We start from the raw sequence: 12,901 nt of genomic DNA on the forward strand, positions 1-12,901 counted from the left end.
CAGTAAGAGTGAAACTTGGTTGCTAATGTCACGGTGTCTAGGAAATTTGAAATCGATTTATTGTTGGTTAACTAGTAAAGAAGAAAAGATGACTACTTATATTACGCATAGAAAATGTATAAACTCGTTTCATAAGCCAAGAAACAAGTTTATACATTTTTTGATAGTGATATCTAGCAAAAATCACTGAATATTAATGTTTATTTCGCAATAATTTTCTTCAATACTTCTTTCGGCTGCTGGTTTGTATCGAATAAGAATGGCCAGTTTTTACGCCCTTTTACCGGGAAGTCATGTAACCAAGTATAATCATCCGCTACTCCCCAGAAGGTCACAGCACCGATATGCTCCTTATATTCTTTAAAGACTTCGAAAAATTGTTGATATCGCTCCGATTGCAATTCCTTCATTTTTTCTGTTGGTTCGGTTAGATCTGTCCGCTTGTCATTAAACGCAAACATCGATACATCCATCTCGGTAATTTGCACTTCCACACCTAAAGATGCGTACTTTTCAATTGCTTTGCGAATGTTATCAAGGGACGGGTCATAAATATTCCAATGAGCTTGCATGCCGATTCCATGAACCGGAACACCTTTCTCTTTTAACTGTTTCACTAGTTGATAGATTTTATCTCGTTTTGCTGGATTGGATTCATTGTAATCATTGTATAATAATGTTGCATCTGGATCTGCCAAATGTGCATATTCAAATGCTTTTTCAATAAATGATGCCCCAAGTATTTGATACCATTTGGAGTCACGATAAAATTTGTCCTCTTCGTCGGCAATTACTTCATTTACAACATCCCAGCTGTAAATCCTACCTTTATATCTTCCAACAACGGTATCGATATGATCTTTCATTCTTTTTAACAAGGTTTCAGCTTCTACAAGTCCACCATTTTGTTCAAAAATCCAATCACTTGTTTGATTATGCCATACTAACGTGTGACCTCTCATTGCTTTTTGATGTTTTTCAGCAAATGCTACCATTTTGTCACTTATTTCAAAAGTGTATTCATCTTCATACGGATGAACACTCTCAAACTTCATTTCATTTTCTGCTGTTAAGCTATTAAAATGTTTTTTGATTACTTCCTCTGATGATTGCATCGTACGTCGATTAATCGCTGCTCCAATTTTGAAATCTTTTTCAAACTGCTGATAAAGACTTAGTAGTTGTTCCGTCATAAAAAAACTCCTTTATTTCCTATTTTACCGCTCCAAGTGTCATCCCTTTAACAAAGTAACGTTGTAAGAATGGATAAACCATAATAATTGGTAAACTTGCAACAATCGTCATCGTAGCTTGAATAGACTTTGGTGTTACCATATTGGAACTACCGTCGGCTGAATTTGCAAAGGCAGATGCCATATCACCACTTGATGTTGTACTTGAATTTTGTAATATTTTCATTAGCTCATACTGTAGTGTGGTAAGATGCTCCTGACTTGAATTATATAAGAAGACATCAAACCACTGATTCCATTGAAAGACAGCAACGAATAATGCAACGGTCGCTAATACTGGCAATGATAATGGTAATACTATTTGGAAGAAAATTCGAAAATCACCGGCTCCATCAATTTTTGCAGATTCAAAGATACTATTTGGCAAGCCTTCGATAAATGAACGCATAATAATCAAATTAAATGCACTAATTAACGTTGGTAAAATATAAACCCAGAAAGATCCAATTAACTGTAAATCTCTCATTAATAGGAATGTTGGAATGATCCCACCATTAAAATACATCGTCATAATAAATATAATTGTAATTGATTTTTTAAAGACGAAATTAGGCTGAGCAATTGCGTAAGCTACCATCGCGGTACAAAATAACCCGACACCTGCCCCAATAATCGTTCTTAATATGGAGATAAAGATAGCTTGATAGATAGAGGCTTTCTCAAATACGTGTTCATAGTTATGCCACGTAAATTCTCTCGGCCATAAATAGATACCACCACGAACGGAGTCTGTTGCATCATTCAAGGAGATGGCCACCTGATTTATGAATGGATATAACATAAGTACACTTAGTATGATCATAAAAATGATATTACCTGTATCAAAGAAGATGTCTTCTCTTGTTCGCATAAAACTCGCTTTTTTACGTTTAAACATATTGTATACCTCCTAGTAAAGTCCGCCTTGACCCATTTTCTTTGATAATGAATTGGCTGTTATTAAGAATATAAAACTAATAACTGTCTTGAACATACCTGCTGCGGTGGCTAACGAAAAGTTAAACATTGAAATACCGTATTTAATAACAAATACATCGATATTTTCAGAGTATTCAACATTTTGTCCATTTCCCAGTAAGTATTGCGGTTCAAAACCAGCTTCTAAAATATAACCAATATTCATAATTAAAAGGACAATGATAACAGACTTCATTCCAGGAATTGTAATATGTAAGATTCTTTGAACTCGGGAAGCACCATCTATTTTAGCTGCTTCATATTGTTCCTGGTCAATCATAGAAATTGCTGCAAGATAGATAATTGCATTCCATCCGACATTTTTCCATGTTTCGGCAGCACCTAAAATACCCCAGAAATATTCTCCAATACCTAACCACAAAATTTCTTCATCAATGAGTCCTAATCCCATTAAAATATCATTAATAATACCGTCAATGGAAAGCACTGATGAAACTAACGCAGCAGCTACTACCCAGGATAAGAAGTGTGGCAGATAACTGATAGTTTGCACTACTCGTTTAAATTTCATGTTGGAAAGTTCATTAATCAAGACCGCAAGTGTGATTGCTGTTACGAAACCTAAAACAAGATTGATAATACTTTGTGCTAACGTATTTCGAAGTACACCGAGAAATCGGTCATCAGTAAATAAGAATAGGAAGTGTTTAAACCCTACCCATTCTTGTTCAGAAAAACTTAGTGCTGGTTTAAAGTCTTGAAAAGCCATCGTCCAGCCCCATACAGGTAAATATTTAAAAATAAAAACCCAGATGACAAACGGTACTGTCATCCATAACAAAGCTTGTTGGTCTTTACACTTTTTCATAAATCCCTTAATGCCTTTATCTTTCTGTTCAGTTGGAACTGACTTGGTATTTCCGTCCATTGTATTTGATTCAACTGGCATAGTTGTTCCCCCTTACTTGTAGTGAAAATTACTCTGTAAATTTTCGGACCATTAGGCAAATCTGTATGATTCGCCTAATGATCAATTCTTTTACTACAAATTAATGCATTCTATTAAAGAATGGTCCGAAAACACAAGACACTGTTTTGTAAAAAGCGGAAGGCTGATACTGCTACAGCCTCCCATACTTTTTTTATTCTGCACTGCCTTCTACTAGTTCAGCTTTATTTTGAACGAATTCGGTAATTACTTTTTCATACGCATCAGATGGTAGACCTGAAAACTCATCTTTATATGCTTTCCATTGAGCATCAAATTCACCAGGGTCAGCAAATATAATCTCAGGGAATTTACGTTTCATCAAGTCATCTAACTGTTGTTCATACAACTGGGCCTCAGATCCTGTTTCAATAGGTGCATCATATGCCGGGTACCAAGGACGTGCATCAGGTTCTGAGAATAATCCTGTAAAGGTTTTAATCTCATATGATTCCAAGAACTCTTTATCGCCTTCATCATACATTAGACTAGCCACTTCCTCTTGTTTTGGAGGTTCAACTGCATTTCCGTCTTCATACTCACCATTCATACGCGGCCAGCCCCATTCAAAATATGAGAAGCCAAATTCATCACGAAATTCTGTTTTAGATGTTTCATCAATTTGTTCTTTTGTACGATAATAACGACCATTATCGTCGACCTCGTATGTCTCTCCTTCAATACCCCATGTGATTAATTTTTGCGTTTCTTCTTTAGCGATATGATCAAGGTATTTTATAATACGTATTTGATCCTCTTCAGGCGTACCGACTGTAATACCCATACCGGGTGAAGCAGTAAAACCGATTGGATCAAGATATTGGTCTTTCGTGTCTTCATCAAAAACTACCGGAAAGCCCATATAATCGTTATATGGATCATCATCTTCTTCTAATGTGTTTAAAGCTTGAGCTGCTTGCCAACGATAGTCGAAGAAGCCAACCACTCTTCCAGAAGTGATTTTTGCTAGGTACTCATCATAGTTTTGAGTAAATGCTTCTTGATCAAATAAACCTTTGTCATTCACTTCATTTAATTTTTTCAACCAACGTTGCGTAATTTCTTTGTCGCCGTATACTTCTGCTTCACGCGTTTCCATATCAATTAAAGCCCCACCATCATTTGGATAGCCTGCTAAATGCATCGGCTGGTTGGAAAGTGCGAAAAATCTCCAGTCGTGTGTAAGTGCAGTAAATCCGATCGTATCGGCACCGTCAATTTGCGGATTTGAAGCTGTATACTCTTCAATAATGTTGAAATATTCTTCTAGTGTTTTTGGTTCTGGATATCCTAATTCTTTCAGTACATCACGTTTTATCCACCATGCTCCTTGATTCAAGTTTGCTGGTTTTCGGTAACCGTGAGGTGCACCAGATGAAATAACATAAATATTCCCATCATCACGTTTCATTAATTCCCAATATTGCTCATACATTTTATATAAGTTCGGTGCATGTTCTTTTATCAAATCATTCAATGGAATAAAACCACCTGCATCAATTACTGCATCTGTTGATTGTTCTGCATTCAGTAATGTTGGATATTCCCCACTAGCAATCATTGTTCCAATTTTTTGGTTTACGTCACCAACAATGTGCTCAATGTCGAAATTCACTCCTGTTTCCTCTTCAAACATCTTCCCTAATTTTGTCTCTGATGTATTTATATCTTCTCCGGGACCTGATGCATCAAAGAAATCATATGTGTATACTTCTCCATCACTTTCCTCGTTACTTGATTCATCAGAGGTGTCATTTCCACTATCTGTAGAGCCTGTTTCCTCGCTATCGTCGCTACATGCTGCTAATACTAGTAATAGTGCAGCAAGTAAGCTTAGTAGCCATACATTCTTTTTCCAAGCCATAAACTAATTCCCCTTTCTTTTTTTATCATTTTCTCTTTGTTGCTTTATTCTGTAAGCACTTTCATTGTAGCTCATCGCGCTGTCCATTGTTACCCATCAAAGTTTAGTTGAACCTTTGAAAACTAAACTTGATACACTTTAATTATGAAAGCATTTGTAACTTTGCAATCAGAAAAAACGGTCAAACCACCCGCCTTATCCGCATTCGATACAAACTGCGAACTTATGAATATTTATAATGGCTTCCTTTCATCTTAATTTTTGATAAGTGCTGGCACACGCTACGGCAAGATACTTCGCTTTGCGTAGTGTTCAGGTTTTTGAAAGAAGTAATACAAGGGAATTGGTTTCCGAGTATTTCCACTTAAAAAAAATAGAATAATGTTATTAGCGCAGGCAGAATACGAAGACTCCTGTGGGAACAGCACGAGCTGAAGATCCACTTGGTAAAGTGGTTTTCTTTACCAAGTTAGCTGAAGCCGTGCCCACGGAAAGCGCAGTATTCTGCCGGAGCGTATGACAGCACTCATCTCTATTCAGAATGGAAAAAAGCAAATCCATGTACACGTTACTTCGCAGTTTATATTTAAAGTGCACAATTACATAATTTCCATTAATCGCAAGAAAATCTTATAGGCGCTCTAGTGGATAGTTACCCAAATTTTATGCTTTCTTCCTCACAAAAAAGAGGCTATACCTATGGGATAGCCAATACTTACAAAGCTAAAATATCCTTATGTCGATTGGTTATTTATTAGATAAGTAGCTTTACCAGTCAACGCCTTCTGCTTGCCCGTGAACAGCTATTTTAAAATAAACCGTTGTACCCTGATCTTGTTCTGTTTCAATCTTTAATTCGAATTGATCTTGATAATACATCTTCAACCTTTGATATACATTGCTTATACCAATACTCTCACCTGCAATTTCATCTTCTTCAAATGAAGCAACAATCTCATTGTATGTATTTTTATCAATGCCTACACCATTATCTTCTATCATACAAGTGAGATAGTTATTATCCATTTCTATTTTTAAGTTGATCTTCCCATTTGTTTTTAATGGTTCAATTCCGTGAATACTTGCATTTTCGATAAAAGGTATAATCGTCATATTCGGAATTAAAATATGCTCGGCTGACTCTTCCAGTTGAATATGATACGTCATCTTATCATCAAATCGGTATTTTTGTATCTCTAAAAACGCTTGTATTAATTGCACTTCTTCTTTAACCGTTACAAAATCTTTATCCCATGTAATCGAGTTTCTTAAAAGCTGTGCCATATTACGAATGATATCAGCAGTTTCATGCTCTTTTTTCAATAAACTTCTCATTCTAATGGTCTCCAGTACATTAAATAAAAAGTGCGGATTAATCTGACTTTGTAACGCTTTTAACTGTGTTTCTTTCTTTTGTATTTCCAAGTCTTTTTTTTGAATTCTTGCAATGTATACGTCATTGATTAAATCCTTAATCTTCTTGGACATTCGATTAAATTCAGTTGTTAATACACCAATTTCATCTTTATATGTTTTTCCAGGTATGAGCTCGAAGTTTTGATCTTTCACTTTTCTCATTTTTTTCACAATGGTATTTAACCGAAAATGAATATTACCAGCAATATAAACAATGAATAAAGTCGGGATAACAAAATTCCATAATGCTAAATACAACATAGACGGAATCGACTTTCTTACTTCAGCCAACAATTGATCTTCGGCCATTACTCCAACAACTTTCCAACCAGACATATATTGCATCATATAGGATTCTTCCAGAACTGTTGAGCTATCAGGAACTTGTATTGATTCAAAGGAGATATAATCGGACTGCCATGAAATGGATTTTTTGGTAGAATACTCAATATTGTTTTCCTCATTTAATAAATAAATATCTCCTTCAAACGTTTCGTTAGCAAACAGTTGATGAATAAAACGTTGATTTAGATTAATCATGATAACCTTTTCATTTGATGAATGATCATGAGAATCCAAGGCTCTTACGACGGTAAACCGGCTTAAATCACCGTTTTCTGCTGCAACTCTAGTTACAACCGGGTATTTTTTTCTAGTGTCGAGCGTTGTTTGATACCAGTGCGACTGCTTTACTTCTTCGTCGATTGCAAAGATTCCACCTGCTGTAATCACTGTTGGGTTATCGGTAAATAAATCAATCGACCGAATCGAAGAGTAGACAGGGGTATACTTATTAATATCACGAAAATTATTATTATAGGCTAAAATAAAATCAACAGGTGATTCATATCTTTTATCCAATAATTGATAAACAAAGGCATCAGAATAAAGAACGGATGCTACTCCGACAGCATCCTCGATTCCTTGCTTAAAACTATTCGCAACTTGCCTTAATGCAAGTTGATTATCATGTAATTTTTGTGTACGGACATTTTCTGATGTCACATTATAAAAGATTACATTCGTTAATACGATCGGTAAAAATACTGAAAACATATAGATTAGTAATAATTTATTTCTAATTCGTATATCATTTAAGTGAATTTTTTTCATAGAAACCCTTCTAACTGATTCGATCCATTAATTTTTTCCGATATTGTGACGGGGTAGTTCCCCCAATTTTTTCAAATTGAGTAACAAAATAATCTGGATTATTAAAACCTACTTTTTCCGCCACTTCATACACTTTTAAATCGGTAGTTCGAAGTAGCTTTTTAGCTTCGTCCATTCTTACAGTTAAAATATAATCTTTAAAATACACACCATATGTTTTTTTAAATAATTGCCCCATATAAACTGGATTCATGTAAAATTTATTCGCAATAGACTTTAAAGTTATCGATTGATCATAATGTGAATGGATATATTTCTTTATTTGATAAATCGTACCTTTGATGCTGTTTTGATTTAATTTTGCCAGAATGTTGGCTGCATCCTTAATAAAATCGACCCATAATACTTCTAATTGATCAAGACTTAAAGAATATTGATCCCACTCTAACATGTCTTTTAAATTAGTGATTTCTTGTTCATTTCCTTCTGAGTCCTTTATTGATTTTAATATTTTATGATTAAGACGATTTACCATTGTTCGCCATGCATCCTTTGCAAAATTCATTTCCTTGCATGCCTGTATCATTTTATTTAATTGTGTTTCGAATTTCTCCTGATTATTTTCTTCAATAAATTCCATCATCTCATCATAGTAGGCTTGATCCAGATCAATAAAAAACACATCTTTTTCTTCTATCATTGAAGCCGTAATAATAGGCTCATCAAATAAATACTTGAATTGGACACACTTTTTTGCTGTCTTATACGAAGCAGGTAATTCCTCAATCTTTTGTACGGTTGTGCCACAGTAAATATGCATATTTATTGCTACTTGATCATACCAATTGCCTAAAAACTCATCTATATTTAGATGATTTGTAGTCAGAAATTTATCATTGATTATTAAGCCAAAACAATTGATATTGTCTTCAAAACACATAAAATGATTTTGTGCATTAAACGTCAACAATACGCTTTCTAATTTCTCAAAGCATTGTTGATAATCCATATTCAATCCGTTTATTTCAACCTTTATAAATCTATACTCTGCCCCTTCGAAAAAAGGGTGTTCCCTTTCATTTGACAGATGACATTCCTTGTCACATAAGAGAAGTGTCTTCAACTCTGATATCGCTTCCATTTTATCTTCCATTTGTTTTGTTTCATTTTCAGCTTCAATCGCTCTGGATATTTTGTGTAATGTTTGGTGGATTTCATCTTGATCAACAGGCTTCAAAATAAAATCTTTTACTCCATATCGAAGTGCCCGTTGCGCATATTTAAAGTCGTTATATCCACTGATTACAATAAAATAAGGGGAATGGGATAAAGTTTCCTTCAAATGTTTAATTAAATCCAATCCATCTAAGACCGGCATCCGTATATCAGTCAACACAAGGTCTGGTTCAAGTTTCCTAATCTCTGTTAGTGCATCTTCTCCATTATCCGCTTCACCGCAGACAGTAAAGCCATAGGATTCCCAATCGATCAACGTTTTGATTCCTTTGCGTACAAAGACATCATCATCGACCAAATAAACTTTATGCATGTTTCTTCTCCCCTTTCACATTTTCTTTCGCTAACATATTTTTCTGCCTGCTTTCAAAGTTTTCAAATGCAAAAATGGCTAACCGAGTGACAATATAAAAAGTGAAGCTGATACCAACTACAGGAAGTAGACCGGGAATAAACCTCCATAGATATTGCAGTAAAAATAATGCAACAAACATTCCGATCGTGACGAATGGACTGAATAATCCTAATACTATTGCATGCTTAAATGTTTGCCCTATCGTTAAATCAAAATGGGCAAAGGTTGGAAAAATATATAATATCGTAATTGTGAAAATTACCCCGATGACGATTAATAAGACTAAAAATAATGATTGAAAGGTTGTTGAATGTTGCATGATCCACTGATAATCGACAAATAAAATATATCCAAGAGCTGTCAATAGATAGCCCATCACATTGGATTTGATAAAAGTATGCTTATATGCTTTGAAAAATGTTTTGTTAAACGCAATATTATCCTTTTGAACACACCACTCCCTCATTGTAGTTACTAATGCCATTGTTGCTGGAAATATACCTAGTATAACTAATCCAACTAGTGACATCATTAGCCACAACAGATTTAAATACATGATCCACATAATCCATTCTAAGAATCGATAAAAACCGTACGAATTCACTGTTTTTGCCATAAGATACCCCCCTTTAGTTGAAAACGCTTTAATTATCAAAGAAAAAAATATACTTTGTTTATTCGATAGACATACTTATTATAGTACAATATATCTTAAAAGGAAAGTGGGTATTCCATATATGGACTTTATTTTACCCACTAAACTAAATCTACTATCCATTATATGGTGGTATTATCAATCAAAATAGTTAAAGGAGGAGTAGCATGAGTTACGAAGCTGCATTCACAAGCAGAAACTATCGAAACGTACTTGAAGAATATGGTTATGATGAGGAATTGATTACTTGTAAAGTGGAAAATATGTGGAAGCAATTATTTGATTCCTCTCATCCGGAAACACAAATATATTTTTCTGTTGACGATGACTTAGGCTATATGCTTGATACAGGAAATGACGATGTCCGCACAGAAGGAATGTCCTATGGAATGATGATGGCCGTACAAATGAATGATAAAGATATATTTGACAGGTTATGGAAATGGTCCATGACCTATATGTATATGGAAGAGGGGGAAAATGCAGGATATTTCGCGTGGTCATGTGCACCAGATGGAACAAAGAATGCCTATGGCCCTGCACCAGATGGTGAAGAATATTTTGCTTTGGCATTGTTCTTTGCTTCGCATCGCTGGGGAGATGGAGATGGAATCTTTCAATATAGCAAACATGCAAAGGATTTATTACATCGTTGCATCCATAAAGGAGAAAACAATGACGGTTATCCAATGTGGAATCCAGATAATAAATTAATTAAATTCGTCCCAAGCGTAGAATTTTCTGACCCTTCCTATCACTTACCTCATTTTTATGAGTTGTTTGCATTATGGAGTTATGAGGAAGATCGCGCTTTATGGAAGGATGCTGCCATTGCCAGCAGACAATATATTGCGACATCAGCACATCCAGTGACTGGTTTAGCACCTGAATATGCTTTCTATGATGGTACGCCTAATCACATTCGTGGATTTGGGCATTTCTTTAGTGATTCTTACCGTGTTGCCTGTAATGTTGCTCTAGATTATGAATGGTTTAGAGATAATGCTTGTCCTGTCGTTGTTAATGAAAAGATTCAAGCTTTTTTTGCTGATAAAGATCCTGATGATTATAGAAGGTATAAAATTGATGGTGAACCATTTGAAGAAAAAGCTCTTCACCCTGTTGGTCTGATTGCCACTAATGCAATGGCATCACTAGCGACAAGTGGTGATAATGCCAAGAAATGTATTGATCTATTTTGGAATACTCCTGTTAGAACCGGGAAGAGAAGATACTATGACAATTGTCTTTACTTTTTCAGTCTCTTAGCATTAAGTGGAAACTTCAAAATCTGGTTTCCGGAATAAACAGTAAAATCAGGCACTGACATCTCGTAGTTCAAATTTCCTTGCACACGATAACTTTCTTCATAAAGTGAGACTTCCATCAATGGGGGTTTTACGGACGATTAACTCCTTGATAAACCGCATGACTAGTCAACTATCTCTTTATTGATTACACATTTTAAACGTGAACAGGATTCCAATATGCTGTGATACCAACGGTTATAAACTTTCCAACCTTTAAAAGAAATAAAGCCAAGGATCCTATCCTTGGCTTTATCTAATCACTGACAGACTAGCACTATCTTCTTATGAGGTTATTTTCTAAAGTCCATTAATTCTTGGTTTAGATGTTTTGTTTGTTGATACACATCTTTATACAGTTTAAATAACTGCTTATATTTTTCTGCATTTTCTGGATTCGGCTGATATGTTTCGGCATCTTCTAAGATTGCATCTGCACATTCTTTTAATGACGAATACCATCCAGATCCATAGGCTGCAAGCATCGCTGCACCCATTCCAGGCCCTTGTTCACTCTTTAATTTCACAATTTTGGCATCAAAAATATCAGCTTGCATTTGAAGCCAGTCCGGATTTTTCGCACCACCACCGATAGAATAGATTGTATCGATTTGCTTTCCATTTTCTCTAAAGATTGCAATCGATTCATTAAGAGAGAAGGTAATTCCTTCTAATACCGCACGAGCGAAATCCTTCAATGTATGGGAACTGTCCATGCCAATAAAGCTTCCGCGAATTTGAGAATCCGCATGTGGTGTACGCTCACCTACAAGATAAGGAGTAAATAATAAACCATTAGCACCTGCAGGCACATCGCCTACGCCATCTAACAGCTCTTCAAAACTTTTTTCAGCTGCGAATGTTTGCTTAAACCAATTCAAACTATGGCCAGCGGCTAACGTAACACCCATGGCATAGTAGGCATCTTGTTCACCATGATTGAAGTAGTGTACTTTCCCTTTATAGTCTTTATCTCCGGTAGGTTCATAAGAAAGCACAACACCTGATGTACCAATACTTGCGAATGTCTTCCCTTCAGATAAAATACCTGACCCGATCGCACCACAAGCATTATCCGCTCCACCAGCAAATACATCCGTATCCGCTGATAATCCTGTCTCGTCTGCAATAGCTGAAGTAATCTTCCCAACATTATCATGTGAATCAACTAATGGCGGGCAAATCGAAACATCTAAGTCAAGCAGATCACAAATTTCTTTGCTCCACTCTTTTTTTGCAACGTCTAATAAACTTGTACCTGCTGCATCAGAGTAATCCATATGCACTTGTTCTGTTAAGCGATAGCGCACATAATCTTTTGGTAAAACAAAGGTTTTTGCTTTCGCAAAGATTTCTGGTTCCTGCTCTTTTACCCACAAAATTTTTGGTAATGTGAAGCCTTCCAATGCTAAGTTTTTGGTAATATCAATAAACTGCTCTTTTCCAACTTTTTGATAAATTTCTGAACATTGCGCTGTCGTACGCGTATCATTCCAGAGAATCGCATTACGTAGTACTTGATTATTTTCATCTAGTAAAACTAAACCGTGCATTTGTCCCGAAAAACTTAAGCCTTCAATGTCAGAAACATCTCCGTCAAATTGTTGGACAAGTTCTTTTAGGCCAGCTACAGTTTGTTCTACCCAGTCTTCCGGCTTTTGCTCGGAATAACCAGTTTTTTCTTGAATTAATGGGTAGTCCTTTGAAACTTCCTGAACTACTTCACCTGCTTTATTAACTAATAACAGCTTAACTGCACTTGTGCCGAGATCGACACCGATCACATAACTCAAAGC

General features: G+C 35.6%; 9 protein-coding genes. 1 reads left to right on the forward strand and 8 read right to left on the reverse strand.

The genetic code is table 11. From position 1 onward, the window contains the following. Positions 1-200: 200 nt before the first annotated feature. The 7 genes from ACTWP4_RS16340 to ACTWP4_RS16370 form a co-directional block, all read right to left on the reverse strand. Positions 201-1,193 (reverse strand): endo-1,4-beta-xylanase, encoded by a 993-nt coding sequence (locus ACTWP4_RS16340; RefSeq protein ID WP_443129854.1) that lies wholly within the window; start codon positions 1,191-1,193, stop codon positions 201-203. Between the two features lie 19 nt (positions 1,194-1,212). Continuing rightward, entirely contained in the window at positions 1,213-2,130 is a 918-nt protein-coding gene (locus tag ACTWP4_RS16345) for a carbohydrate ABC transporter permease (RefSeq protein ID WP_443129855.1), read from the reverse strand. Positions 2,131-2,142: 12 nt separating this feature from the next. Further along, a complete protein-coding gene (locus tag ACTWP4_RS16350; RefSeq protein WP_443129931.1) occupies positions 2,143-3,099 on the reverse strand; it encodes an ABC transporter permease in 957 nt (318 codons plus the stop codon). A 214-nt stretch (positions 3,100-3,313) separates the two neighbouring features. Next, positions 3,314-5,023 (reverse strand): extracellular solute-binding protein, encoded by a 1,710-nt coding sequence (locus ACTWP4_RS16355; protein ID WP_443129856.1) that lies wholly within the window; start codon positions 5,021-5,023, stop codon positions 3,314-3,316. 768 nt (positions 5,024-5,791) lie between these two features. Beyond that, entirely contained in the window at positions 5,792-7,552 is a 1,761-nt protein-coding gene (locus tag ACTWP4_RS16360) for a sensor histidine kinase (protein ID WP_443129857.1), read from the reverse strand. Positions 7,553-7,562: 10 nt separating this feature from the next. Beyond that, positions 7,563-9,101: a response regulator transcription factor gene (locus ACTWP4_RS16365; RefSeq protein ID WP_443129858.1), complete on the reverse strand. Its 1,539-nt coding sequence runs from the start codon at positions 9,099-9,101 to the stop codon at positions 7,563-7,565. Beyond that, a complete protein-coding gene (locus tag ACTWP4_RS16370) occupies positions 9,094-9,759 on the reverse strand; it encodes a YesL family protein (protein WP_443129859.1) in 666 nt (221 codons plus the stop codon). The genes ACTWP4_RS16365 and ACTWP4_RS16370 overlap by 8 nt, the downstream gene beginning before the upstream one ends. A 206-nt stretch (positions 9,760-9,965) precedes the next feature. On the opposite strand from ACTWP4_RS16370, the gene ACTWP4_RS16375 reads away from it, so the two are divergent. Further along, positions 9,966-11,105 (forward strand): glycosyl hydrolase family 8, encoded by a 1,140-nt coding sequence (locus ACTWP4_RS16375; protein ID WP_443129860.1) that lies wholly within the window; start codon positions 9,966-9,968, stop codon positions 11,103-11,105. A 293-nt stretch (positions 11,106-11,398) separates the two neighbouring features. On the opposite strand, the gene xylB is transcribed toward ACTWP4_RS16375, so the two are convergent. Beyond that, on the reverse strand, positions 11,399-12,898 hold the full coding sequence (xylB, locus tag ACTWP4_RS16380; RefSeq protein ID WP_443129861.1) for a xylulokinase: 1,500 nt from the start codon (positions 12,896-12,898) through the stop codon (positions 11,399-11,401). Positions 12,899-12,901 lie beyond the last annotated feature (3 nt).

Origin of the sequence: Gracilibacillus sp. D59, from assembly GCF_052246695.1 — a bacterium.
GTDB lineage: Bacteria > Bacillota > Bacilli > Bacillales > Amphibacillaceae > Gracilibacillus.